Annotated in this window: 24 protein-coding genes; 15 read left to right on the top strand and 9 right to left on the bottom strand. The window is 63.3% G+C overall.

Annotated elements, in window-relative coordinates; genetic code table 11:
- The first annotated feature begins 5 nt into the window (after positions 1-5).
- The 7 genes from ACEN42_RS00480 to ACEN42_RS00450 all read left to right on the top strand — a co-directional run bounded on the left by ACEN42_RS00480 (position 6) and on the right by ACEN42_RS00450 (position 8129).
- Complete coding sequence (locus ACEN42_RS00480) at positions 6-2390, top strand: xanthine dehydrogenase family protein molybdopterin-binding subunit (protein ID WP_371880407.1); 2385 nt, start codon at positions 6-8, stop codon at positions 2388-2390.
- Positions 2391-2400: 10 nt separating this feature from the next.
- Entirely contained in the window at positions 2401-3201 is an 801-nt protein-coding gene (locus tag ACEN42_RS00475; RefSeq protein ID WP_187608144.1) for a xanthine dehydrogenase family protein subunit M, read from the top strand.
- A gap of 5 nt (positions 3202-3206) precedes the next feature.
- Positions 3207-4100 carry a MoxR family ATPase gene (locus ACEN42_RS00470; RefSeq protein ID WP_187608145.1) on the top strand — a complete coding sequence of 298 codons (894 nt, stop codon included), beginning with the start codon at positions 3207-3209 and terminating at the stop codon, positions 4098-4100.
- Positions 4097-5287, top strand: coding sequence for a VWA domain-containing protein (locus ACEN42_RS00465; RefSeq protein WP_371880406.1), 1191 nt, complete (start codon positions 4097-4099; stop codon positions 5285-5287). Before ACEN42_RS00470 ends, ACEN42_RS00465 begins: the two co-directional genes overlap by 4 nt.
- A complete protein-coding gene (locus ACEN42_RS00460) occupies positions 5278-5829 on the top strand; it encodes a CoxG family protein (protein ID WP_187608147.1) in 552 nt (183 codons plus the stop codon). The genes ACEN42_RS00465 and ACEN42_RS00460 overlap by 10 nt, the downstream gene beginning before the upstream one ends.
- Positions 5802-6821 (top strand): XdhC family protein, encoded by a 1020-nt coding sequence (locus tag ACEN42_RS00455; protein WP_187608148.1) that lies wholly within the window; start codon positions 5802-5804, stop codon positions 6819-6821. Before ACEN42_RS00460 ends, ACEN42_RS00455 begins: the two co-directional genes overlap by 28 nt.
- 93 nt (positions 6822-6914) lie before the next feature.
- Positions 6915-8129 (top strand): PepSY-associated TM helix domain-containing protein, encoded by a 1215-nt coding sequence (locus ACEN42_RS00450; protein WP_371880405.1) that lies wholly within the window; start codon positions 6915-6917, stop codon positions 8127-8129.
- A 7-nt stretch (positions 8130-8136) separates the two neighbouring features.
- Here ACEN42_RS00450 and ACEN42_RS00445 read toward each other — a convergent pair whose 3' ends face one another.
- The 3 genes from ACEN42_RS00445 to ACEN42_RS00435 all read right to left on the bottom strand — a co-directional run bounded on the left by ACEN42_RS00445 (position 8137) and on the right by ACEN42_RS00435 (position 10349).
- On the bottom strand, positions 8137-8865 hold the full coding sequence (locus tag ACEN42_RS00445) for a PepSY-associated TM helix domain-containing protein (RefSeq protein WP_187608149.1): 729 nt from the start codon (positions 8863-8865) through the stop codon (positions 8137-8139).
- Positions 8866-9042: 177 nt separating this feature from the next.
- Positions 9043-10074 carry a serine/threonine protein kinase gene (locus ACEN42_RS00440; protein ID WP_371880404.1) on the bottom strand — a complete coding sequence of 344 codons (1032 nt, stop codon included), beginning with the start codon at positions 10072-10074 and terminating at the stop codon, positions 9043-9045.
- A gap of 62 nt (positions 10075-10136) precedes the next feature.
- On the bottom strand, positions 10137-10349 hold the full coding sequence (locus ACEN42_RS00435) for a hypothetical protein (RefSeq protein ID WP_014192763.1): 213 nt from the start codon (positions 10347-10349) through the stop codon (positions 10137-10139).
- A gap of 320 nt (positions 10350-10669) precedes the next feature.
- Here ACEN42_RS00435 and ACEN42_RS00430 point away from each other — a divergent pair, with 320 nt between their 5' ends.
- A complete protein-coding gene (locus ACEN42_RS00430) occupies positions 10670-11932 on the top strand; it encodes an MFS transporter (RefSeq protein WP_371880403.1) in 1263 nt (420 codons plus the stop codon).
- A 226-nt stretch (positions 11933-12158) separates the two neighbouring features.
- Positions 12159-12341 (top strand): hypothetical protein, encoded by a 183-nt coding sequence (locus ACEN42_RS00425; RefSeq protein WP_016346751.1) that lies wholly within the window; start codon positions 12159-12161, stop codon positions 12339-12341.
- 38 nt (positions 12342-12379) lie between these two features.
- On the opposite strand, the gene ACEN42_RS00420 is transcribed toward ACEN42_RS00425, so the two are convergent.
- Positions 12380-13084: a dienelactone hydrolase family protein gene (locus tag ACEN42_RS00420; RefSeq protein ID WP_371880402.1), complete on the bottom strand. Its 705-nt coding sequence runs from the start codon at positions 13082-13084 to the stop codon at positions 12380-12382.
- Positions 13085-13625: 541 nt separating this feature from the next.
- Here ACEN42_RS00420 and ACEN42_RS00415 point away from each other — a divergent pair.
- A complete protein-coding gene (locus ACEN42_RS00415; protein WP_035499507.1) occupies positions 13626-14771 on the top strand; it encodes a branched-chain amino acid ABC transporter substrate-binding protein in 1146 nt (381 codons plus the stop codon).
- Between the two features lie 54 nt (positions 14772-14825).
- Here ACEN42_RS00415 and ACEN42_RS00410 read toward each other — a convergent pair whose 3' ends face one another.
- Entirely contained in the window at positions 14826-16049 is a 1224-nt protein-coding gene (locus tag ACEN42_RS00410; protein ID WP_187608153.1) for an MFS transporter, read from the bottom strand.
- A gap of 154 nt (positions 16050-16203) precedes the next feature.
- Here ACEN42_RS00410 and ACEN42_RS00405 point away from each other — a divergent pair, with 154 nt between their 5' ends.
- From ACEN42_RS00405 to ACEN42_RS00395, 3 genes are all read left to right on the top strand, one after another.
- Positions 16204-16884 carry a HugZ family protein gene (locus tag ACEN42_RS00405; protein WP_371880401.1) on the top strand — a complete coding sequence of 227 codons (681 nt, stop codon included), beginning with the start codon at positions 16204-16206 and terminating at the stop codon, positions 16882-16884.
- Between the two features lie 365 nt (positions 16885-17249).
- On the top strand, positions 17250-17552 hold the full coding sequence (locus ACEN42_RS00400; protein ID WP_035499508.1) for an H-NS family nucleoid-associated regulatory protein: 303 nt from the start codon (positions 17250-17252) through the stop codon (positions 17550-17552).
- A 188-nt stretch (positions 17553-17740) separates the two neighbouring features.
- Positions 17741-18928 carry a cation diffusion facilitator family transporter gene (locus ACEN42_RS00395; protein WP_238285866.1) on the top strand — a complete coding sequence of 396 codons (1188 nt, stop codon included), beginning with the start codon at positions 17741-17743 and terminating at the stop codon, positions 18926-18928.
- Positions 18929-18935: 7 nt separating this feature from the next.
- Here the strand turns inward: ACEN42_RS00395 and ACEN42_RS00390 are convergent, their stop codons facing one another.
- From ACEN42_RS00390 to ACEN42_RS00380, 3 genes are all read right to left on the bottom strand, one after another.
- Positions 18936-19394 (bottom strand): Lrp/AsnC family transcriptional regulator, encoded by a 459-nt coding sequence (locus tag ACEN42_RS00390; RefSeq protein WP_008352298.1) that lies wholly within the window; start codon positions 19392-19394, stop codon positions 18936-18938.
- A gap of 95 nt (positions 19395-19489) precedes the next feature.
- A complete protein-coding gene (locus tag ACEN42_RS00385; protein ID WP_371880400.1) occupies positions 19490-20125 on the bottom strand; it encodes an exonuclease in 636 nt (211 codons plus the stop codon).
- Complete coding sequence (locus ACEN42_RS00380; RefSeq protein WP_371880399.1) at positions 20122-20766, bottom strand: MBL fold metallo-hydrolase; 645 nt, start codon at positions 20764-20766, stop codon at positions 20122-20124. The genes ACEN42_RS00385 and ACEN42_RS00380 overlap by 4 nt, the downstream gene beginning before the upstream one ends.
- Before the next feature lie 662 nt (positions 20767-21428).
- On the opposite strand from ACEN42_RS00380, the gene ACEN42_RS00375 reads away from it, so the two are divergent.
- Positions 21429-22034: a septal ring lytic transglycosylase RlpA family protein gene (locus ACEN42_RS00375; protein WP_187608158.1), complete on the top strand. Its 606-nt coding sequence runs from the start codon at positions 21429-21431 to the stop codon at positions 22032-22034.
- A 54-nt stretch (positions 22035-22088) separates the two neighbouring features.
- Here the strand turns inward: ACEN42_RS00375 and rsmI are convergent, their stop codons facing one another.
- The gene (gene rsmI, locus ACEN42_RS00370; protein ID WP_371881137.1) at positions 22089-22979 is read right to left on the bottom strand and encodes a 16S rRNA (cytidine(1402)-2'-O)-methyltransferase; all 891 of its coding nucleotides are present in this window, start codon (positions 22977-22979) and stop codon (positions 22089-22091) included.
- An 80-nt stretch (positions 22980-23059) separates the two neighbouring features.
- Between rsmI and ACEN42_RS00365 the strand changes: the two genes are divergently transcribed.
- Positions 23060-23413, top strand: a complete 354-nt coding sequence (locus ACEN42_RS00365) for a YraN family protein (protein WP_371880398.1) — start codon at positions 23060-23062, stop codon at positions 23411-23413.
- Positions 23414-23453: the final 40 nt, after the last annotated feature.

Raw genomic sequence — 23453 nt, 5'->3', positions numbered from 1 at the left:
CCGCGATGAATGCCCCTGAGCAACAGAAATTGATCGGCGCCGGCGTCAAACGCAAGGAAGACTATCGCTTCCTGACGGGCGCGGGCCAGTACACCGACGATGTCGTGATGCCGCAGCAAAGCTACGGCGTATTCCTGCGCTCGCCGCATGCGCACGCGAAGATCAAGCGCATCGATATCGACGCGGCGATGAAGTCGCCGGGCGTGATCGGCATTTTCACCGGCAAGGATATGGCGGGCGAGAACGTCGGCGGCCTGCCATGCGGCTGGCTCATCCACAGCACCGACGGCTCGCCGATGCACGAGCCGCCGCATCCCGTCATCGCGCACGACAAGGTGCTACATGTGGGCGATCAGGTGGCGCTCGTCGTCGCGGAATCGGTGAAGGAGGCAAAGGACGCGCTCGAACTGATCGAAGTCGACTACGACGAACTGCCCGCGACCGTCGATACCGGAAGCGCATCGGATGCCGGCCGGCCGCTCGTGCACGACAGCGTGCCGAACAACGTCTGCTACAACTGGGGCCACGGCGACAAGGCGAAGACCGACGCCGCGTTCGCGCAGGCCGCGCACGTGACGACGCTCGATATCGTGAACCAGCGCCTCATGCCGAACGCGATCGAGCCGCGCGCCGTCAACGCGAGCTATTCGAGGCACGACGACAGCTACACGGTCTATGTCGCGAATCAGAATCCGCACGTCGAGCGTTTGCTGATGGCGGCGTTCGTGCTGCAACTGCCGGAATCGAAACTGCGCGTGATCGCGCCGGATGTGGGCGGCGGCTTCGGCTCGAAGATTTTCCTGTATCCGGAAGATGTCGCGCTAACGTGGGCATCGAAGAAAGTCGGGCGGCCGATCAAGTGGACCGCCGAGCGTTCCGAAGCATTCCTCTCCGACGCGCACGGCCGCGATCACGTGACCAAAGCCGAGCTCGCGCTGGACAAGGACGGCAAGTTCATCGGCATGCGCGTGCACACGACGGCGAACATGGGCGCGTATCTGTCGACGTTCGCATCGTCGATTCCGACCGTGCTCTATGCAACGCTGCTCGCCGGTCAGTACACGACACCCGCGATCTACGCCGAAGTCAAAGCCGTGTTCACGAACACGGTGCCCGTCGATGCATATCGCGGCGCGGGCCGTCCGGAAGCGACGTATGTCGTCGAACGCCTCGTGGAAACGGCGGCGCGCGAGCTGAACATCGATCCGGTCGAATTGCGCCGCCGCAACTTCATCCGCGAGTTTCCGTACGCGACGCCGGTCGGTCTCACCTACGACACCGGCGATTACGACGCGTGTCTCGATCGCGCGCTCGAACTCGCCGATGTGAAAGGCTTCGCGGCGCGCAAGGAGGAATCGAAGAAGAACGGCAAGCTGCGCGGCATCGGCTATTCGTGCTACATCGAGGCTTGCGGGCTCGCGCCGTCGAACGTGGCGGGCGCGCTCGGCGCGCGTGCGGGCCTCTTCGAAGCGGGCGAGGTGCGCGTTCATCCGACCGGCTCGGTCACGGTCTTCACCGGCTCGCATAGTCACGGGCAAGGGCACGAAACGACTTTCGCGCAGGTCGTCGCGGACCGGCTCGGCGTCTCGATCGAGAACGTCGAGATCATTCACGGCGATACCGGCCGCATTCCGTTCGGCATGGGCACGTACGGCTCGCGCTCGATCTCAGTCGGCGGCTCGGCGATCATGAAGGCGCTCGACAAGGTCGAAGCGAAGGCGAAGAAGATCGCCGCGCACCTGCTCGAAGCGGCGGCGGAGGACATCGAGTTCAAGAACGGCATATTCAGCGTCGCGGGCACGGATCGCACGAAGACCTTCGTCGATGTATCGCTCGCCGCGTACGTGCCGCACAACTTCCCGCTCGAAACGATGGAGCCGGGCCTCAACGAAAACGCGTTCTACGATCCGACCAACTTCACCTATCCGTCGGGCGCGTATGTGTGCGAAGTCGAAGTCGATCAGGACACGGGCGAAACGCGCATCCAGAAGTTCACGGCGGTCGATGACTTCGGCAACGTGATCAACCCGATGATCGTCGAAGGACAGGTGCATGGCGGGCTCGGGCAGGGCATCGGCCAGGCGATGCTGGAACGCTGCGTCTACGACGACAGCACCGGCCAGTTGCTGTCCGGCTCGTTCATGGATTACGCGATGCCGCACGCGATCGATCTGCCGAGCTTCACCGTCGAGACCGCGAAGGGCACGCCGTGCACGCATAACCCGCTCGGCGTGAAGGGTTGCGGCGAGGCGGGCGCGATCGGCTCGCCGCCGGCGGTCATCAACGCGATTCTCGATGCGCTCGCGCCGGTCGGCGTGAAGGATTTGCAGATGCCCGCGACGCCGCACCGCGTCTGGACCGCGATGCACAACGCTGCTCAAAACGCCTGAGGGGACCGACATGTATTCGTTCGATTATCAAAAGGCCGACGAAGCGAAAGCGGCGGTCGCGGCGCTCGGCGCGGACGGCGACGCCAAGTTTCTCGCGGGCGGCCAGAGCCTTCTGCCGACGATGCGCCTGCGTCTCGCGCAGCCATCGGCGCTGATCGACGTGACGCGCATCGCGTCGATGAAAAGCGTCACGCTCGATGGCGACAAACTCACCATCGGCGGCGCGGTGTGCCATGCGGACGTCGCGTCGAACGCCGACGTGAAAAAGGCGCTGCCGGGCCTCGCGGACCTCGCGAGCCGCATCGGCGATCGACAGGTGCGCGAGCGCGGGACGATCGGCGGCTCGCTCGCGAACGACGATCCGGCGGCGTGCTATCCGTCCGCCGTGCTCGCGCTGAACGCGACCGTCGTGACGGACAGGCGGCGCATCGGCGCGGACGATTTCTTCATCGACATGTACACGACCGCGCTCGAACCCGATGAACTCATCACGGCCGTCGAGTTTCCGCTCGCCGAGCGCGCGGGCTACGAGAAGTTTCGCAACCCGGCATCGCACTTTGCGCTCGTCGGCGTGTTCGTCGCGAAGTTCAAGGATGGCGTGCGCGTCGGCGTGACGGGCGCGGCCTCGTCGGTGTTTCGGCCGGCCGAGCTGGAAGCGGCGTTGTCGAAGGACTTTTCGGTGGCATCGGCGCGCGGCGTCAAGATCCTGCCCGACGAACTGAACTCGGACATGCACGCGAGCGCCGAATATCGCGCGCATCTGATTCCGGTGCTCGCGGGCCGCGCGATCGAGCGCGCGATGTCCTTCTGATCGCGATGCAGGGCGAGCCCGCTTCCATCGACGATACGCTCGCGCGTCTGCGCGAGCATCAGTACTTCGCGAACCGCGAACTCGCGACGGCGCTCTTTCTCGCGTTCAGGATGCAGCGGCCGCTGTTTCTCGAAGGCGAGCCGGGCGTCGGCAAGACCGAGCTCGCGAAAGCGGCGGCGGGCCTGTGCGGCACCACGTTGTTGCGCCTGCAATGTTACGAAGGACTCGATACGGCGAGCGCGCTCTACGAGTGGGACTATCCGCGGCAGATCATGGCGCTGCGGCTCGCGGAGGCATCGGGTGAAACGCCGTCGAACGATTCGCTGTATCGCGGCGAGTTTCTGCTGAAGCGTCCCTTGCTTCAGGCGTTGCTGCCCGATCCCGCGAATCCCGACGCGCGCCGCGTGTTGCTGATCGACGAAATCGATCGCGCCGACGAGCCGTTCGAAGCCTTCCTGCTCGAATTGCTGTCGGACTTTCAGGTATCGATTCCGGAGTACGGCACGGTGCGCGCGGCGCGGCCGCCGCTCGTCGTGATGACGTCGAACCGCACGCGCGAAGTGCACGATGCGTTGAAGCGCCGCTGTCTCTATCAGTGGATCGGTTATCCCGAGCGGGACGTGGAACTCGCGATCGTCGCGGCGCGCGCGCCGGAAGCGGGGCAGGCTTTGCAGAAGCGCGCCGTCGAGTTCGTGCACGCGTTGCGCACGCTGGATCTGTTCAAGGCGCCGGGCGTCGCGGAGACGATCGACTGGTGCCGCGCGCTCGCGGCGTTGTCGGTGTCGGAGCTCGATCCGCAATCGGTTCAGGACACGCTCGGCGTGCTGCTGAAGTATCAGGACGATCTCGCGCGCATGGACGCCGACACGCTCGCGCACTGCCTCTCCGCCACGCCATGACGATGCAACCGTTCGCCCGCAACGTCGTGCACTTCGTGAGGCTCCTGCGGGGCGCGGGTCTCGGCATGTCGCCCGCTCACGCGGTGGACGCGCTCGATGCGCTGCGCTTCGTCGATCTGAACCGCCGCGACGACGTGCGCGCGACGCTCGCGTGCCTGCTCGTTCACGCGAGCGACGAACGCGATATCTTCGACGCCGCATTCGATCTCTTCTGGCGCGATCCCGATTGGGAAGGCAAGCTGCGCGCGCTGTTGCTGCCGAAGGTGAAGGGCGGCATACCGCCGCCGAAGCGCAACAACCGTCTCGCCGATGCGCTGGCGGCGCGCGCCGCGGCATCGAAGGCGCAGACGTCGGAATCGAAACCGGAAGAGGCGCACGCGCGCATCACGTTCAGTTCGCAGGAACGGCTGAGTCACCGCGATTTCGATACGCTCAGCGCCGACGAATGGCGCACGCTGCGGCATCAGATCCGCGCGCACCGCATGCCGCTCGCGACGGAGCCTACGCGCAGGCTGAAGGCGGCATCGCGCGGCACGCACGCCGATCTCAAGGAAAGCGCGCGTCATGCCGTGCGCTCGGGCGGCGACTGGACCGTGTGGAAGTATCGCGCGGCGGTCGAGCGCAGGCCGCCGCTCGTCTTGCTGCTCGACATATCCGGATCGATGAGCGCGTACTCGCGCGCCGTGCTCTATTTCTGCCACGCGCTTTTGCAGTCGCGCGAGCGCCTGCAGGTATTCCTGTTCGGCACGCGCCTGACCAACGCGACGCGCGCATTGCGCGAACGCGATCCCGATGTCGCCATCGCGGCGCTCGGGCAGAACGTGGCGGACTGGTCGGGCGGCACGCGCATCGGCGCGACGCTCGCGGAGTTCAATCGACGCTGGGCGCGCCGCGTGCTGGCAGGTCGGGCGACGGTGCTGCTCGTCACCGATGGCCTCGATCACGAAGCCATCGACGTGCTCGACGCCGAGATGCAGCGGCTCAGACGCTTCGCGCATCGGCTCGTGTGGCTCAATCCGTTGTTGCGCTTCGCCGATTTCACGCCGCGCGCGCGAGGCGTGCGCGCGATCCTGCCGCACGTCGATGCGATGCTCGCGGCCCATAACCTCGACAGCCTCGGCGCCGTGGGCCGCGAACTCGCCGTCCTGTCGCAACACAAGCCACTGGGAGCACCGCGATGGAACTGACCGAAACACACACGTTGCCGGTGCCGCAGGCGCGCGCGTGGGAAGCGCTCAACGACACGTCGATCCTGAAGGCCTGCATTCCGGGCTGCGACAGCATCGACGCCGACGGCGAGAATGCCTACAACGTCGCGATGACGGCGGCGGTCGGACCGGTGAAGGCGCGCTTCAAGGGCAGAATGGAGCTCACGAATATCGATGCTCCGCATACTTACACGATCGTGTTCGAAGGGCAGGGCGGCGCGGCCGGCTTCAGCAAGGGCAGCGCGACCGTGAACCTCGAACCCGGCGACGAGGCCGACACGACGAAGCTCAGCTACAGTGCGAACGCGCAGGTCGGCGGCAAGCTCGCGCAAATCGGCTCCCGGCTCGTCGACGGCGCGGCGCGTAAGATTGCGGGTGAATTTTTCAAGCGGTTCGGCGCGCAGTTGCAGGGCGCGCCGGAATCACAGGATGCAGCTGCCGCCGATGAAAACGGCGGAGAAGTGCAGGAAGGGCAGGAGAAAGGGAAGAAATCATGGACAGCGTGGATCTCGAAGTCCTGAAGAACAGCGCGCGATGGCTCGAAGAGGGGCATCGCGTGTTGCTCGTGACGGTGGTGAAGACGTGGGGTTCGTCGCCGCGGCCCGAAGGTGCGATGCTCGCCGTGCGAGGCGATGGTCACGTCGTCGGCTCGGTGTCGGGCGGATGTATCGAGGACGATCTCATCGATCGCGTGCGGCAGCGGGGCATCGAGCAGACGAAGCCGGAGGCGGTGAAGTACGGCATCAGCGCGGAAGAAGCGCATCGCTTCGGCCTGCCGTGCGGCGGTACGATCCAGCTCGTGCTGGAACCTTTGACGATGTCGAGCGGCATCGCCGAGCTGTGCGCGACGGTTGAGAGCGGCAGGCTCGTCGCGCGCATTCTCGACATGGCGACGGGCGGCGTGCGCCTCGAACCCGCGCAAGCCACCGATGGCGTCCTTTTCGACGACGAGCGGCTCCTGACGATTCACGGTCCACGCTATCGCATGCTGGTGATCGGCGCGGGGCAGTTGTCGCGCTATCTGTGCAGCATCGCGGTCGGGCTGGACTATCAGGTCACCGTCTGCGATCCGCGCGAGGAATACACGGAAGAGTGGAACGTGCCGGGCACGACGATCGTGCGCTCCATGCCCGACGACACCGTCATGGACATGAAGCTCGACGAGCGCTGCGCGGTGATCGCGCTCACGCATGATCCCAAACTCGATGATCTCGCGCTGATGGAAGCGTTGAAGACGCCCGCGTTCTATGTCGGCGCGCTCGGTTCGCGGCGCAATAACGCGGCGCGTCGCGAGCGTCTGAAGGAGTTCGATCTGAGCGAAGCCGAGCTCGCGCGGCTGCACGGGCCGGTGGGAATCTATATCGGCAGCAGGACGCCGCCGGAGATCGCCGTGTCGATCCTCGCGGAGGTGACGGCGGCGAAGAACGGCGTGTCGTTGCCCGAACTGCTTCAGGTCGAAGGCGCGAAGGCGGCGCGCGAGGTCGCGGGGAAAGGCGAGGTGTGCGGCGTCTGAGTGCGTCGCACGGCTATATAATAATCGTTCTCATTTGCTCGGCCGGATCGGCTGACGCGAAGCCTTTTCCTCTCAGTTCAACGTCTTCATCGAATGCCCGGCAAGGTTTTGACCGGCGACGACCGGCGCGCTGTCGCGTCGGCCGCATCGCCTCGCGTCGCCGACGAACATACGGCCCGGCGCCACATGAGCCAGCGCGCGCTGCGCATCTGGTCGATCGTGCATCGCTGGACGAGTCTCGTGTGCACGGCGTTCATGTTGCTGCTGTGTCTGACCGGGCTGCCGCTCGTGTTCGGCCACGAGCTCGACATCCTTACCGGCGATGCGATCGAAGCGCCCGAGCTGCCTGCATCGCAGGCAAATGCGCGCGCGAGCTACGACGCCGTGCTGCGCGCCGCGCTTGCGGGGCATCCCGGACATGTGCCGCAATACATGATCTGGGAGCCGGATGACCCGCTCTTGCCGATCGTCGTCACGGCGCCGCACGCCGACACGCCGCCCGACGATACGTTGAGCACGACCGTCGACGCACGCACCGCGCGGCCGCTCGGCATGCCGCCGGGCAAGGGTTCGCTCAAGTTCGTTCTGCTGAAGCTGCACGTCGACATGTTCGCTGGACTCTTCGGCAAACTCTTTCTCGGCGCGATGGGTGTGGTGTTTCTTGCCGCGATCGTGTCGGGCGTCGTCGTGTATTTGCCGTTCTGGCGCAAGGTCGGTCTGGGGCGCGTGCGCCTGAAAAAGAAGCGGCGAGTCGTCTGGCTCGACTGGCACAACGCGATCGGCATGTTGACGCTTGCGTGGGCGTTGCTCGTCGGCGCGACCGGATCGATCAACACGCTCGCCGATCTGATGCTCGAAGCGTGGCGCAACGACCAGCTCGCGCAGATGGTCGCGCCGTATCGCGGGCAGCCGCCGGTGACCGTGCGCGCTTCAGTCGATGACGCCGTGAAGACCGCGCGGCAGGTCGCGCCGGACATGATTCCGTCGTTCGTCGCGTTTCCGGGGACGCGTTTTGCCAGCCCGCATCACTATGCGGTGTGGATGCGCGGCGACGGTATCCTCACGACGCGCATGCTGCGGCCGGTGCTCGTCGACGCATCGACGGGCGCGCTCACCGACGCACGTGAGTTGCCGTGGTATCTGAAGGTGCTGCTCGGCTCGCAGCCGCTGCATTTCGGCGATTTCGGCGGGATGCCGCTCAAGATCTTCTGGGCGGCGTTCGATGTGCTGACGATCGTCGTGCTGGGGAGCGGGCTTTATTTGTGGCTTACGCGGCATAACCGGGGGAAGGGAAAGCGCGCCGCGTAACCGGGAATCACATCAACCCGCAAACAATCGCCGCGATCAGCGATGCCGCCACGATCACCACGCCCGCCGTGCGTTTCTTGTTCAACTCCGTCCACAGCAGCACACCCGTCAGTGAAAGCAGAATGATGCTGCCCGCGAACGTATCGATGAGCAGCACCCAGCCCACGCTGAGCCCCACGCCCTTGTGCAGGTTGGTCATCATCGCGAGGAAGGTGTTTTCGGTGCGTTTCACCGACACGAAGTTATTGCCCACCCAATACTCGGCCATCACGCTGCCGCCCGGCGATGCGACCATCACCGACCATTGCTCCGGCTGCATCGTGGTCTTGTCGCCCCAGCCGACCGGATGCGCCGGCTCGCGGCGCGTGCGCCCGAGATTGCCTTCGATCTTCAATTCCTTCTTCAGCCACGCGCCCATGTCGCGCGGTGTCTTGAAGCCGTCGGCAGGCAGCGGCATCTGCATCTGCGAAACCTGCGGCTCGCCGGTGGAAATGCGCAGCGGCGGCGCGCGGTGATTCAGCAGAAAGCCCGTCGTCCCGAAAAGCAGACCAAGCAGCGCGCCCCACAAGCCGATCCAGCCGTGCACCTTGCGCAGCCACTTCAGGAACGTCGAGCGGCGCGAGCGGTTTTTGCGCACGAATTGCTCGGCATCGTCGATGAGGCGCCCGTGCGGACGATAGTGCGTCGGGCCGCTCGTCGTGGGCGGCTGCGGATTGAGGGTTTCAGGCGCGTTCACGCGTCTCTCCAGAATTCGGGCGTTGGCAGGCAAAGCCGCGCCCCGATCCGCTAGTCGCGAATGAACGCGCAGCAATCGACGAAAGGCGGGCAAATGAGAATTGTTATCATTACATGCGCAAAAGCACTTTTCAATGGTTTGCGATTGCCTGACAGTTCGTGAATGTCACGAAAAATTTCAGACGGGCCAGAGCGGCCCTTCCTGCATCGCGCCGACTTGCTCGCGCAATTCGAGGATGCGGTCTTCCCAATAGCGCTGCGTGTTGAACCACGGGAAGGCGGCGGGAAACGCCGGATCGTTCCAGCGCCGCGCGAGCCACGCGGAATAGTGGATTAGCCGCAGCGTACGCAAGGCTTCGACCAGATGCAGCTCGCGCGGATCGAACTCGCAGAAATCTTCGTAGCCGGCGAGCAAATCCGTGAGCGCGCGCGATGCGTCCGCCCGTCCCGCTGGAAGCAGCAGCCATAGGTCCTGGATCGCCGGGGCCATGCGGCTATCGTCGAAATCGACGAAATGCGGACCCGCGTCGGTCCACAACACATTGCTCGGATGACAGTCGCCGTGCACGCGCAAATGCCGCACGTCGCCCGCGCGGTCGAAGCAATGCGCGACGCCTTCCAGCGCCATCGATACGACGGTTTCCCAGGCTTCGCGCACATCGTCGGGGACGAAGGCGTGCGTCAGCAGAAAGTCGCGCGGCTCGTGGCCGAACGTGTCGATATCGAGCGTCGGCCGCTCGCGATAAGGCTCGATCCCGCCCACCGCATGAATGCGCCCGATGAAGCGCCCGAGCCATTCGAGCGTATCGCTGCGGTCGAGATCGGGCGCGCGTCCGCCGCGCCGCTCGAAGATCGAAAACCGAAAACCCTCGAATTCGTGCAGCGTCGCGCCTTCGAGCACGCGCGCCGGAACTGCCGGAATTTCGCGCGCAACGAGCTCGGCGACGAACGCGTGTTCTTCGAGAATGGCCGCATTCGACCAGCGTTTCGGACGATAAAACTTGGCGACCACCGGCGCGCCATCTTCGACGCCCACCTGATACACGCGGTTTTCGTAGCTGTTGAGGGGCAGCAGGCGGCCATCGGTGCGCGTGCCCGTGGGAAGCAGCACGCTGTCGAGCGCATCGAGCACGCGCTCGGGCGTGAGGCCGGAGAAGGGCGGCGCGTCATCGGCGGGCGCGCCCTGGGAATCGGGCTGGATCGAGTTCATCCCGGCATTGTGCCCGGCCTTCGCGCGGGCGGCATCATTACATCAATGCGATGCGGCGCCGTTCAATGCACGACCGTGTTCGACGGGCGCACAACATCGCCCGTGTCGATCAGATCTTCGAGGAAGAACGGCTCCGTGTTGAGCAACTGGGTCACGCCGGGCTCGCCCGCGTACCAGGCGACCATCGCCATGTCACCGAGAATGCGCATCACGATGCCGCGCGCCCCTTGAGGCACGGCAATATGCACAGAGCGGACAATCGAACCGATTTGCATGATGAATCCCCGTTTCAACGCCGGCTGAGGATAAAACGCCGGTCATATATTTCACCAAGCACAGGCTTTTAACGGCTCGTGCACCAGACAATCGCCGCGTCTTTGTGGCGGGAAGCGCGACATGCGGCTTTCATGAACGATTGTGCTCTTACTTTAGCGCATCGCGACGCGTCGGCGCGACGCCATTCGCCTCGTTATGTTGCCGATCGCAGACGGCTAGCACTAATTACTGGTGATCGTCGGCGAAATGCGTGTGTCGCATTAGGCAAAACCCTTAGGATCGGCGTATCGTTGAAAGTTTTTCAGCGGAGACTTCATTCGTGAACGCTTCACCGGCGCCGCAGCGCCCTAACGCCGACGACAACGCAGCCCGGACCGCCGACGCCGCGCCGTATCTCGAACGCGGTTCGCGTGCCTACTGGCGTGCATCGCTCGCGCTGCTGTTCGCCGGCTACGCGACGTTCTCGCTGCTGTATTGCGTGCAGCCGCTGCTTCCCGAGTTCACGAAGGCGTTCGGCGTCAGTTCGGCGGTCAGCGCGCTCACGGTATCGGTGAGCACGGCGGCGCTCGCGATCGCGATCTTCATCGCGGGATTCGTTTCGGAAAGCTGGAGCCGCCATCGTTTGATGACGCTTTCGCTGCTTGCATCGTCGGTGCTGACGGTTGTCGCGGCCGTGTTGCCCGACTGGCACGCGCTGCTCGTCGTCCGCGCGCTCGAAGGCTTCGCGCTCGGCGGCGTGCCCGCCGTTGCAATGGCGTATCTCGCGGAGGAAGTGCATCCGGAAGGCCTCGGTCTCGCGATGGGCCTCTATGTCGGCGGGACGGCCATCGGCGGAATGGCCGGGCGGGTGATCAGCGGCATCCTCGCGGATCTCTTCGGCTGGCGCATCGCGATCGGCGGCATCGGGCTGCTCGGTTTGCTCGCCACGTTCGCGTTCCGCTCGCTCCTGCCGCCGTCGCGACGGTTCAAGCCGCGGCGCGGCGTCGGGTTTGCGCATCATCGGCGCTCGCTTGCCGGTCATCTGCGGCACGGCGGTTTGCCGTTCCTGTTTCTCATCGGCTTCGTGCTGATGGGCAGCTTCGTCACGCTCTATAACTACGTCGGTTATCGGTTGCTAGGCGCGCCGTTTGAGTTGAATCAGACGCAGATTGGCGCGATCTTCACGGTGTATCTGGCGGGCGTCGTCGCGTCGCCATGGTCCGGCAAGATGGCCGATGCCTTCGGACGCGGCCGCGTGCTGATCGCGAGTCTCGTACTGATGATGCTCGGCATTGCGCTGACATTGTCGAGCGCGTTGGCGGTGATCATCGCCGGAATCGCGTGTTTGACGTTCGGGTTCTTCGCGGGGCACGCGGTCGCGAGCAGCTGGGTCGGGCGTCTCGCCGCGCAGGCCAAAGGGCAGGCGGCAGCGCTTTATCTGCTCGCTTATTACGTCGGGTCGAGTGTGATCGGATCGTATGGCGGCCACTTCTGGACCGCGTTCGGATGGACGGGCGTGGCCGGGCTGATCGGCGCGCTGCTGCTTGTCGGGCTCGCGGGCGCGGCGTACCTGAATCGGCGCGAGCGCGCGACCTTCTTCTGAAAATCGAAAGCCGGTTGAAATGGAACGAAGCTAAGGGTTTTCCGCGCCCGCTTAAAAAGATCCGCCTCTAAATCCTTGTTACGCAAGGCTTTCGTATATCGGGCAGGTTTCTCATCGCACGAAGATCGGCCGACGTCTTCGACAGAGACGCCTATACTCGAATCGTCGATGCAGGTTTCAACGCGCGACGCTCGAAGCCAGAAAGCAAGACGATGGGAGACGCACTATGACGTACTTCACGATCGGCGACTTCATCCTGATCATCCCGATGGCGCTCGCTGGCGCGCTCTTCCTCGGGGCCATTCCATGCGCGACGCATTTCAAGAACAACGCGCTACGTGTGTTCGGCGCGCTGCTCGGCGTGCTCGCGGCATTTCTCCTCGTCGAAGGCTTGCCCGCACTGATATAGCGAGCGCCCCGTGCGGGCGCGCTCGCCATAGCGGTCGATTACACGTGCTCGCCGAGGAAGCTCAGCGTGCGCCCGTGCGCGAGCGCTGAAGCCTTGGCGTTGTACGACGCGCGATCGCCGCAGTTGAAGCCGTGATCGGCCTGCGCATAAACGTAGAGTTCCGAATTCTCACGGCCAGCGAATTTCTGACGCACGGCGTCCACCGCATCGGGAGGAATGTGCGCATCGAGTTCGCCGTAGTGGAACTGCATCGGAACCTTCACTTGATCGGCTTTATCCAGCGCGTTCTGGATGCCGCCGCCGTAGTAGGCCACCGCCACATCCACCGAACCCTGCGCCGCCGCGAGATACGCGAGCCGGCCGCCGAAGCAATAGCCGATCGCCGCGATCTTGCCCGTTACCTCGGGTAGCGCGCGCAGCGCCTTCGCGGCCGCGCCGACATCGGCGACCGCGGTATCGAGCTTGGTCTTTTGCAGCAGTTCCATCGCCTTTTCACGATCCGCGCCTTCGTAGCCCAGCTCGACGCGCGGCTGCGTGCGCCAGAAGACATCGGGCGCGAGCGCGACATAGCCATCGGCGGCGTATTGATCGGCGACGCTGCGAATGTGCGCATTCACGCCGAATATCTCCTGGAGGATGATCACGGCGGGTCCGGTGCCTGTCTTGGGCAGCGCGAGATAGCCCTGGAAGCTGTCGCCATCGGCCGGAATGTCGATCCAGCGGGAAGTCACGGATACGGTCACGTCGATACTCCTTGCGTTTGTAAATAGGTTGGCCGGGTGAGTTTGCCAGCTTTCCCTTTCAGTCGCCCTGAACGCTCGCGCGCGCTTGGCACGCGGTTTGACGCGTGGCCGGTTTTTAGAGGCATCGATCTAAACGCAAGCTGAAAAAAGCCTTAATAAACAGGCTAATGACGCAGGCGGGCAGGGATTATCGGCGCGCGCCTGTCAAACTTGAATGACGGTCAAACCTTTGCCCGCCGATGTCGCGGAAACCCGCATGTACAGGGCGTCTTCGCGGGAACACCACCACAAATGGCGGCGCATCACAACTAGCCGTTAATTGGTAGTGACACCAGTATCTTAAAAAACTTCCCTAAATTAATTTGACAACCCTACACTTGCGCGCAGTGCGGATGGCGGCTGCCACGAACGGCCTGCCGGAAGGACTTGCCAAGTGCATGACGATGCATCCGGCGTGGTCGTCCACGGGACTGAGCGATCGTGATGAAAGACGGGGCACAGGGCGATTACGTTGTTTTTGGGACCGAAACTGGAGACTTACATGAACACCAAGCTTCACAAACTGTTGCCGATCAGCGCTGCAGCCGTGCTGTTCGCTACGTTGGCAACGTCCGCAGCAGCCGACCAGGTCGTCAAGATCGGTCACGTCGCTCCGCTGACCGGCGGCATTGCTCACCTGGGCAAGGATAACGAAAACGGCGCGCGGCTCGCAGTCGAAGAGATCAACGCCAAGGGTCTGACGATCGGCGGCCAGAAGATCACGCTGGAACTCGACGCGCAGGATGACGCGGCCGACCCGCGTACGGCTACTCAGGTCGCACAGAAGCTCGTGGATGACAAGGTCGTCGGCGTTGTCGGTCACCTGAACTCCGGTACGTCCATTCCGGCTTCGAAGATTTACAGCGACGCGGGCATCGTGCAGATTTCCCCGTCGGCGACGAACCCGACCTACACGCAGCAAGGCTTCAAGACGACGTATCGCGTCGTCGCGACCGATGCGCAGCAAGGCCCGGCGCTCGCCAACTACGCGGCGAAGCAACTGAAGGTGAAGACCGTCGCCGTCGTCGATGATTCGACCGCTTACGGCCAAGGTCTCGCGAACGAATTCGAGAAGACCGCCAAGTCGCTCGGCTTGAAGGTGATCTCGCATGACGCGACCAACGACAAGGCTGTCGACTTCCGCGCCATTCTGACCAAGATCAAGGGCGAAAACCCCGACGCGGTGATGTACGGCGGCATGGACGCGACCGGCGGCCCGTTCGCCAAGCAGGCGAAGCAGCTCGGCCTGCGCGCGAAGGTTCTCGCGGGTGACGGCGTCTGTACCGAAAAGCTGTCGGATCTGGCAGGCGACGCAACCGACAACGTCGTGTGCTCGGAAGCGGGCATGGCGCTCGAAAAGATGGACGGCGGCAAGGCTTTCGCGGACAAGTTCCAGAAGCGCTTCGGCCAGCCGATCCAGATCTACGCGCCGTTCACGTATGACGCGGTGTACATCATCGTCGACGCGATGAAGCGCGCGAACTCGACCGATCCGGCCAAGATCGTCGCCGCCATGCCGAACACGGACTACAAGGGCGTGATCGGCCAGACGACCTTCGATTCGAAGGGCGACCTGAAGCACGGCGTGATCTCGTTGTACAACTACAAGGGCGGCAAGAAGACGCTGCTCGACGTCGTGAAGATGTAATCGACGCGGGACTTCGGTCTCAAGAAGCGCGCGGAGCCGAAAGGCCCGCGCGCTTTATATTTTCCAGCGCTTCAGAATGCGCGGCCCGATTACGGTGATGACCAGGCAGCACGCCGCCACGACGCACAGGCCGATCGGCAGCGTGCTGATCTGCGCGACGCCGCCGATCAGCACCGGCCCGAGCAGCAGGCCGAAGTACGCGAGGCCCGCGACCTGCGCGAGTCCTTCGGCCGCCGTGACCCCTTCAACGCGCGCCGCGGCCGCGAAAAGCACCGGCATCATGTTCGCGAGACCGAGGCCCATCAGCGTGAAGCCGGTCATCGTGACGATGGTGTTCGGCAGCACGAGCGCCATCACCATGCCGATGAACGCGAGACCCGCGCTGCCGAAGATCAATTGCGGCGCGCCGAAACGCGCGCGCACCGCGTCGCCGCCGAAGCGGCCGGCTGCCATGCCGCCGGAAAACGCCGCGTAGGCCGCGCTCGACACCGACGGCGTGGCCTCGACGATATCGCGCATATAGACGGTGGCCCAGTCGTACATCGCGCCTTCCGCGATCAGCGCAATCAGCGCGAGACCGCCGAGCGCCCACAGCGCGCCCGATCGCCAGCGATTCGACGACGACGCCTTCGCGTGCTCGTCGTGATGAGGAACGTGCGGCAGCACGGCGGGCATCGAAACGAGCAGGACGACCAGACTTATGCCCGATGCCAGCGCGAGATGCGCGGCGGGCGAGAGTCCGTGCGCGAGCAGCGCGCCGCCCACGGCCGCGCCCGCCATGCCGCCGATGCTGAACATGCCGTGCAGCGACGACATGATCGGACGACTCAATGCCTGCTCCACCGCGCTCGCCTCGGCGTTCATCGCGACGTCGAGCGTCGCCATGCCGAAGCCGAAGATCGCAAGGACGATCAGCAGCAACCAGAAATTGGGCGTCACCAGAATCAGCGAGCCGCAGATCATCATCGTGATGCCGCCCGCCAGGCAGGCGGTGCGCGTGCCGGCGCGCGCGATCCACGGTCCGGCCGTGAGCATCGCGAAGATCGAACCGCCCGCGACGGCGAGCAGCGCGAACGAAAGCATGCCGGGGCTAAGCGCGAACTTGTCGCGCACGGTCGGCACGTGCACGCCCCACGACGCGTACATCATGCCCGCGATAAAGAAGACGGCCATCGTCGCGTAGCGCGCGCGCACGCGCGTGCCGTGCGGAAGGCTGCGATGCAGCGCGAGCGTCGGATTGGATTCGCAGGCGGCGGAAGCGGTAGTCGAGTCGGACACGAGAGAAGCCGTTTGAAGATTGCGTGAAACGAGAAAGCGACCGGACATGATGCCATCGGACGCGAAGGCTTTCGATTCTATCGAACGGCCAGGCGACACGCTCGCACGCGCTGCATTACCATCGTTCGACGATCGACCAACGAACGAGAACCGGATGAACATTCCGTCGCAAGCGCCGCTTCATCTGCTGCATCGCGTGTCCGAAGGCACGCTTGCCACGCATTCGCGCGAGCCGCGCGGCTTTCCCTATCCGACCGCGCTGCCGTTTGCGCCCACCGCTCGCCACGTGCCGATGTTGCTCATCAGCCATCTCGCCGAGCACACGCGCAATCTTCACGCCGATGCGCGCGCCGGTTTTTTGGTCGCGCACGCCGCGGAAGGCGGCGTGCTGGACGGCCAGCGCCTGACCATGCTCGGCAGCTTTGCGCCAGCGCGGCCGGAGGAAAGCGGGGAACTCGCGCAGCGTTATCTGCGCTATCACCCGGATGCGGCGCGATATCTGGAACTCGGCGATTTCTCCTTCTGGGTGATGTCGGTGGAACGCATGCGGTATATCGGCGGATTCGGTGCAATGGGCTGGCTCGCCGGCGAAGAACTCGATTCGCTGCCGCCGCTTTGTGCAGCGGACGAATCGTCGCTCTGCGAATATTTTGATGCTTACACGGGCCAGCCGGAGAATCTCCGTTTATTGGGGGTCGACCGGTACGGCTGCGATTTGCTGCTTACCGGGACGCGCAATCGTTTTACTTTCGATTACCCGAAACAAACGAACGAGGATTTGAAGGCTGCGCTTATCGATTGCTTCGAGCGGCAAGGCGACTTTTCCGTGCGATAAATCCGAATTTGTTGCGACCCGATTTCGCTTCGAGTGACCAGATGTCTCAACGATTCGCCGCAAGTTGCCATCTCATGAAATTTTCCGGTCGAGTTTATTGGCCTTGTTTTCATTCGATGCCATGACGCCAACGAAGGATCGTTTCATCAACGCGTTTTAGATCGGATCAACAACCGCTCCAATCTCAGAATTTTCGGCAAATGTTACGAAGAAAGTCGCTAAACTTTTTATTAAGTGGCAATACGCACATGCCGCGTTAATGGGAACTGTGTTAATCTGCGTCCCAGTCCGAGGCTTTACAGATACTGATAACTGAAAGCGAGCGCGTTGATTCGCAAAGTCAGCAAACCACTTAGGGAATTGCCATGCCGTCATACAAGGAACTCCTCGCACAACGCGAGTCTCTCGAACGTCAGATTGAAGAAGCGAAGTCGCGCGAATACGCCGAAGTGCTTAATGAGATCAAGCAGAAGATGGCGGATTATGGCATCACGCTTCAGGAACTGGCTGGCGGTCGGAGTGCGAAAGGCGCGAAGGCCGCGCGTAGCCGTTCGGGCGTGGCGCCGAAATATCGTGATCCGGAAAGCGGCAGCACCTGGTCGGGCCGCGGCAAGCCGCCGAAGTGGATCGCCGGACAAGATCGGGACAGCTTCCTGATCGGCAAGTAAATTCTGAGCCGAATCATGCGAAAAATAGGCCGCGTTACATGACGCGGCCTTTTTTATTTCGCAGGCTGATAAATTGGTATCGCCGGTCGCTCGACGGCTGATCCTGAACCAAAATACCGCAGGCGCCCAGAAGCTCCGAGACGCACCCGCTGATAAAATTCGAAGGTGAAAGGCTCGAGTTCAGTTACATGTCGCTTTCGACGACGCGCACCGCGGAAAAACAGGAGGTCGCCCGACGAACCACCTGGCGGAGCATTGCGCTAAATAGCGTGCTAACCACGGCGCAACTCGTCGTAGGCTTTCTTGCTCACTCTCAGGCACTGATAGCGGATGGCGTTCATTCGCTGGCGGACATTGTGTCTGATTTTATCGTGCTGATTGCGAACGAGCACGCGGGCGCTGCCCCGGACGTCGATCATAACTACGGCCATAACCGTTATGAGACGGTGGCTTCATTGTTCCTCGGCGGATTACTGGTCGCGGTGGGCGTCGGAATGTTGTGGCGCGCCGGGTCGCGAATCGTCAACCTTCAGGATATTCCGCCGGTAAAGGTCGGCGCGCTGGCGGTTGCGATAATCGTGCTCGTTTCCAAGGAAGCGCTGTTTCGCTATATGCTGCGCGCCGCTGAACGGGTGCGTTCCGCGATGCTCGTCGCAAATGCGTGGCATGCGCGCTCGGATGCCGCTTCTTCGCTGGTCGTCGCACTCGGGATAATCGGCAGTTTGGCGGGATTCCGGATTTTGGACCCGATCGCCGCCGCGCTCGTCGGCTTCCTGATCGGCAAAATGGGATGGACGTTCGCGTGGGACGCATTACAAGATCTTTCAGATCGGGCACTCGATCAAGCGACCACCGAAGATTTGCGAGCCATTTTGCTGACGACGCCCGGCGTGCGCGAAGTACACGAGTTCCGGACGCGCAAAATGGGCGATCTCGCCATCGTCGATGCCCACATTCTCGTCGACCCGCTCATTTCGGTTTCGGAAGGTCATTACATCGCCGAATCGGCGCGCGCGAACATGCTGGCCGACACGCGGGTCATCGATGCGCTCATTCATGTCGATCCCGAACTCGATGAACTCAATCCGTTGCCGGGCAATTTCCCGTTGCGTTCGACCGTCAGCGACGCTGTGCGCGCGGCGTTCGCGCGACAGGGTTTGGCAGTGGAGACCTTGAATCTGCACTATCTGAGCAGCGGCTTCAATGTGGATGTCATGCTGCCCGCGCCAGGCGCAGAGGACACCGCCGCGAAGCTGAAGTCGATCGATCTCGATGCGCTCAAACGCAAGATCGGCGCGCGTGAAATTAACATCGCGCAGGCGCTCGATCCCGCGCCCGCGTCGACGACGAAGCGCGCGATCGATACGCCACGCTGAACGCCGCTCAGAGCGGCAATTGCGTGTCGAACTTGATTTCGCGAAGCACGACGCTCGTTCGCACCTGCGCGACGGCAGGAATTTTGAAGATGCGATCGTGCAGGAACGCGTCGTACGCCTTGATATCCGGCGCAACGATCTTGAGGATGTAATCGGACTCGCCGGTCGTGCTGTAGCACTCGGTCACTTCCGGGCAGGTGGCGATCTCGCGCTCGAACTGCTCGACGCCGCCCTCGGTATGACGCGTCAGGTGTATATGTGCGAGCGCGCAGACGTGCAGGCCGAGCTTCTCGCGGTCGAGCAGCGCCGTATAGCGCTGAATGACGCCCGATTGCTCCATGTCCTTGATGCGCCGCCAGCACGGCGTACTCGACAAGCCGACCTGGTCGGAGATTTCCTGAACGGAGCGCCGTGCGTCGAGCTGCAGAAGACGCAGGATTTTTTGTGAGAATGTATCGAGAGTCAACTGCGCCTCCGTTCGGTCGCGATTTGACTCTCATGGTAGAGGCGCCGGAAAAGAAACGCAATGCAAAGCGCCTGCACTGAGGGAGTTTCCCTAACTCATTGGCCTGACTGCGCGGTTTTACCTTCGCCGATGTCGTCCGATCCGGCCGATGTCCGCGCCAGCGCGGCCTGCGACGTCCGCAGTTCCGCGAGCATGTTGCAAAAGAGCGCGCCTTGCTCGATCGCGTCGTCGAGCGCGACGTGCGTATGCGGCAACTCGTCGAACCAATGTTTCGGCAGGCGCGGCTTGATCGCCTTCCGGTATGGCAGGCCGGTCATCGCGAAGGCGAGCGTCTTGATGTCGAGCGCCGACCACGAGAAAGGACAGCGCTCGGCAAAACGCATCATGTACCAGAACATATAGGTGAAGTCGAAGCCCGCCGGATACGCGACGAACACCGGCTTGCCCGGCAGCGCCTCCACCCATTCGACATAAGCCGGCAGTGCGATCTCCGGCTTTTGCAAATCCTTGCGGCACGCGGCCCACGCGTCGGGCTGCGTTTTCCACCATGCGGCCTGAACCGGATGCGGCGCCGCGCCTTCCAGCGTTTCGAGATTCGCGGAGAAGGTGCCGATGAGCTGCTTGTCGGCCGTGAAGGCTGCCGAGGCGAAGCTCAGCATCGAATGCGGGCCGGGAATCGGGCCGTCGGCTTCGACATCGGTGCTGACATAGATTTCGGGAATCGCGTTCACGCTGTCACTCCGTCGCGCACGAACGGGTTGGTGCGCCGCTCTTCGCCGAATGTCGATGCCGGGCCGTGACCGGGAACGAAGGTGACGTCGTCGCCGAGCGGCCAGAGCTTTTCGCGGATCGAACGGATGAGTTCCGCGTGATTGCCGCGCGGAAAATCGGTGCGGCCGATGGAGCCGGCGAACAGCACATCGCCGACGAACGCGAGCTGGTGCGCGCGGCTGAAAAACACGACGTGGCCCGGCGTGTGACCCGGACAGAAATAGACTTCCATCGACTCGTCGCCGAACTGCACGGTGTCGCCGTCGGCCAGCCAGCGTTCGGATGTGAACGCCTCGGCGTTCGAAAAGCCGAAGCGCTGAGTCTGCGCGGGCAGCTGATCGATCCAGAACGCATCCTCACGATGCGGTCCTTCTATTTGTATGCCGTAATGGTTGGCGAGCGCCTTCGCGCCGCCGCAATGGTCTAGGTGACCATGCGTCAGAAGAATCTTTTCGACGGTCACGCCCTGCCGCTCCACTTCCGCGATGATGCGTTCGATGTCGCCGCCCGGGTCCACGATGGCGGCGCGCCTGGTCGCCTCGCAGATCACGATGGAACAGTTTTGCTGGAAGGGCGTCACGGGAACGAGAATGACTTTCATATGACTGTCGTCGGTACACGCAGGCCTGTAAAAACGTTCATTGTACCGGTGCCATAACGCGCGCAAGGGTGACGGTTCGAGCGCTGGAAAACCCGTAAATATCGGCAATTCTTACGCTCATAGCGAAAATCAATGACTGATCGTTGGGTTTGGCGAGACGAACCGCTGTTTTTTTGTATAATGGCACTACTTGTGCATGGATCCAACCATGCCGTCAATAAGCGATGGTTAAAACGCTAGTGCGTTTTTACAATCGCTGTCAGTACGCTGTTCGGGGCCAAAAGCCTCGCAATTGCAACTCAAGCACCTCCAGTGGGTGCACACGTCTTGTCCGGCCAGACGCGGCGCGTCTGTCAGATGGCTTTGCAGCCGTTACGCCGGATGGGGCCTACGCCGCCGTTCCTGCGCTTAGATGAATTTTTCAGCGCACGAATGTGATGCCACGTTCGATGGCGGCTTGTGGGGTCTGGTCAGGCTGCCGGGGACAGGTTGCGCCAGACGTGAACAATAACCGGGCGTTTGCGGCACGAGTGCGCCGCATCCGAGCACAGTTCGCCGTTCGCTTGACCGAGCGGCGTTCTGCTTTGCACGGCAAAGCCTCGAGCAGCCATGCGCGCGCCGACCAGCGCAGCGCGGCCGCTCCTTTTATCGTAAACACGTCTATGAATGCTCGATTTATTCGACATGTCGGAAGCCTGCTGGCAGTTGGTGTGCTGGCGGGTTGCGCCGCGCCGGGTTCGGGCGATGTCGCAGCCAATCCTCAGAAGACAGACTCTCTGAGCACGAGCAGTGCCCGCTCGACGGCGCCGCTCGCGTTCGATTCGCACCTTTCCGCACTTCCGGCCGACAAGCCGAACCAGGCTCAATCGCTTTCGAGCGCCGAGCCGATCACGACCGGTCCCGACGCCGGCAGCTTCGAACAGAAGGGTAAGGCGTCGTGGTACGGCCGCATGTTCCATGGCCGCAAGACCGCGAGCGGCGAAAAGTTCAACATGAACGCGATGACCGCTGCTCACCGCACGCTGCCGCTCGCGTCGTGGGTGCGCGTGACGAACGAGTCCAATCACAAGACGGTCGTCGTGAAGATCAACGACCGTGGACCGTATGTGCGCGGACGCGTGATCGACTTGTCGTACGCCGCCGCGGCGGTGCTCGGCATGCGCGGCGCAGGCACGCAGAAGGTGAAGATCGAAGGTCTCACGCAGCAGGAAGCGCGTGCGGCGCGCGAAGAGCAGGCGCAAGCGCTTGCCGACGACAGCGTCAACTGATCCGACATCGCGCCTTGCAGCACCCGAACGGGCCGTCTCGCGACGGCCCGTTTTCTATTCCGCTTCGCTTTCGTCGCGCTTCGAGAGCTTGAGCGCGCGTTCGTACAACGCGTTGCGCGATGCGCCCGTCAACGTCGCGGCGATGCGCGCAGCGCTTTTCACCGACAACTCTTCCAGCAGCGTCGCGAGCAGCGCATCGTGGGCGTCGTAGGCATCCTGCGTTTCGGGCGCGCCTTCCACCACCAGAACGAATTCCCCGCGCTGACGATTCGTCTCCGCTTCGAGCCACGCTGGCCCTTCGGCCAGGGTGCAACGATGCAGGCTCTCATGTAACTTCGTCAGCTCACGGGCGATCAGCAACTGCCGTTCGCCGCCGAATGCCTCGCCGAGCGCACGCGTCGTTTCGACGATGCGATGCGGCGCTTCGTAGAACACCAACGCCATCGGATGGTTCGCGAGCGTGCGCAATTGCGTGGCGCGCTGCTTCGACTTCGTCGGCAGGAAGCCGATGAACGAGAAGCCGCGCACCCACGCGCCCGCTGCCGAGAGCGCTGTCGTGAGCGCGCTCGGGCCCGGCAGCGGAATGACGGGCAGTCCGGCTTCGCGCACGGCATCGACGAGACGCGCGCCGGGATCGGAAATGCCGGGCGTGCCGGCGTCGGATACGCAGGCGATGCGCTCGCCGTTTCTGAGATGCTCGATTACCCGTTCGGCGGCGCTGCGCTCGTTGTGCTCGTGCACGGCGATCGACGGCTTCGAGATGCCGTAGCGCGCGAGCAGTTGCGCGGTGTTGCGCGTGTCCTCGGCGGCGATGCGATCCGCGAGCTGCAACACGTGCAGCGCGCGCACGGTGATGTCGGCCGCGTTGCCGATGGGCGTTGCGACGACATAGAGCGCGCTTGTCGGATAGTGCTGCCCGGCGGCGAGTTCGGAGATCTGAAGCATGAGCGCGGGCGTCGAAGGAAAGGACGTCATTTTGCCACGCGCGATCCGCATGTCTCGTCGACAACTTTTATGGAGGAGTCTTGTCCAAAACGCTCGGCGATGTTTTCGAGTCGCATGCGCTCGAGTTTCTGCAGCGACAGCGGATGCGCCTCGTCGCGCGCAACGTGACATGCCGGGGCGGCGAGATCGATCTCGTGATGCTCGATGAACGCGGCGCGCTCGTGTTCGTCGAAGTTCGGGCGAGGAAGAGCAGGCGTTACGCGAACGCCGTTGCGAGTGTGGACGCGAGAAAGCGTGCGCGCCTCGTGCATGCCGCGCAGCATTTTCTCGCGAGCTGGCGCGGTGCGTTGCCGGCGTGCCGCTTTGATGTCGTCGCGTTCGATGCGGGTCGTGTGCGCTGGCTGCCCGATGCGTTTCGCGCCGACGAAGCATGAGCGAGGTTCGCTGCATGATGCATGCGGTAAACTGCGCAAC

This window comes from Caballeronia sp. S22 (assembly GCF_964261745.1).
Classification (GTDB): domain Bacteria; phylum Pseudomonadota; class Gammaproteobacteria; order Burkholderiales; family Burkholderiaceae; genus Caballeronia; species Caballeronia jiangsuensis.
Note: the sequence above shows the minus strand (reverse complement) of the source record. Positions and strands in the feature narration are given on the sequence as shown.

What these genes read in the sequence shown, in the direction of transcription:
- ACEN42_RS00480 (WP_371880407.1), top strand. Translation starts at nt 6, where the DNA reads ATGAATGCCCCTGAGCAACAGAAATTGATCGGCGCCGGCGTCAAACGC.
- ACEN42_RS00475 (WP_187608144.1), top strand. Translation starts at nt 2,401, where the DNA reads ATGTATTCGTTCGATTATCAAAAGGCCGACGAAGCGAAAGCGGCGGTC.
- ACEN42_RS00470 (WP_187608145.1), top strand. Translation starts at nt 3,207, where the DNA reads ATGCAGGGCGAGCCCGCTTCCATCGACGATACGCTCGCGCGTCTGCGC.
- ACEN42_RS00465 (WP_371880406.1), top strand. Translation starts at nt 4,097, where the DNA reads ATGACGATGCAACCGTTCGCCCGCAACGTCGTGCACTTCGTGAGGCTC.
- ACEN42_RS00460 (WP_187608147.1), top strand. Translation starts at nt 5,278, where the DNA reads ATGGAACTGACCGAAACACACACGTTGCCGGTGCCGCAGGCGCGCGCG.
- ACEN42_RS00455 (WP_187608148.1), top strand. Translation starts at nt 5,802, where the DNA reads ATGGACAGCGTGGATCTCGAAGTCCTGAAGAACAGCGCGCGATGGCTC.
- ACEN42_RS00450 (WP_371880405.1), top strand. Translation starts at nt 6,915, where the DNA reads ATGCCCGGCAAGGTTTTGACCGGCGACGACCGGCGCGCTGTCGCGTCG.
- ACEN42_RS00440 (WP_371880404.1), bottom strand. Translation starts at nt 10,074, where the DNA reads ATGAACTCGATCCAGCCCGATTCCCAGGGCGCGCCCGCCGATGACGCG.
- ACEN42_RS00435 (WP_014192763.1), bottom strand. Translation starts at nt 10,349, where the DNA reads ATGCAAATCGGTTCGATTGTCCGCTCTGTGCATATTGCCGTGCCTCAA.
- ACEN42_RS00425 (WP_016346751.1), top strand. Translation starts at nt 12,159, where the DNA reads ATGACGTACTTCACGATCGGCGACTTCATCCTGATCATCCCGATGGCG.
- ACEN42_RS00415 (WP_035499507.1), top strand. Translation starts at nt 13,626, where the DNA reads ATGAACACCAAGCTTCACAAACTGTTGCCGATCAGCGCTGCAGCCGTG.
- ACEN42_RS00405 (WP_371880401.1), top strand. Translation starts at nt 16,204, where the DNA reads ATGAACATTCCGTCGCAAGCGCCGCTTCATCTGCTGCATCGCGTGTCC.
- ACEN42_RS00400 (WP_035499508.1), top strand. Translation starts at nt 17,250, where the DNA reads ATGCCGTCATACAAGGAACTCCTCGCACAACGCGAGTCTCTCGAACGT.
- ACEN42_RS00395 (WP_238285866.1), top strand. Translation starts at nt 17,741, where the DNA reads ATGTCGCTTTCGACGACGCGCACCGCGGAAAAACAGGAGGTCGCCCGA.
- ACEN42_RS00380 (WP_371880399.1), bottom strand. Translation starts at nt 20,766, where the DNA reads ATGAAAGTCATTCTCGTTCCCGTGACGCCCTTCCAGCAAAACTGTTCC.
- ACEN42_RS00375 (WP_187608158.1), top strand. Translation starts at nt 21,429, where the DNA reads ATGAATGCTCGATTTATTCGACATGTCGGAAGCCTGCTGGCAGTTGGT.
- rsmI (WP_371881137.1), bottom strand. Translation starts at nt 22,979, where the DNA reads ATGCTTCAGATCTCCGAACTCGCCGCCGGGCAGCACTATCCGACAAGC.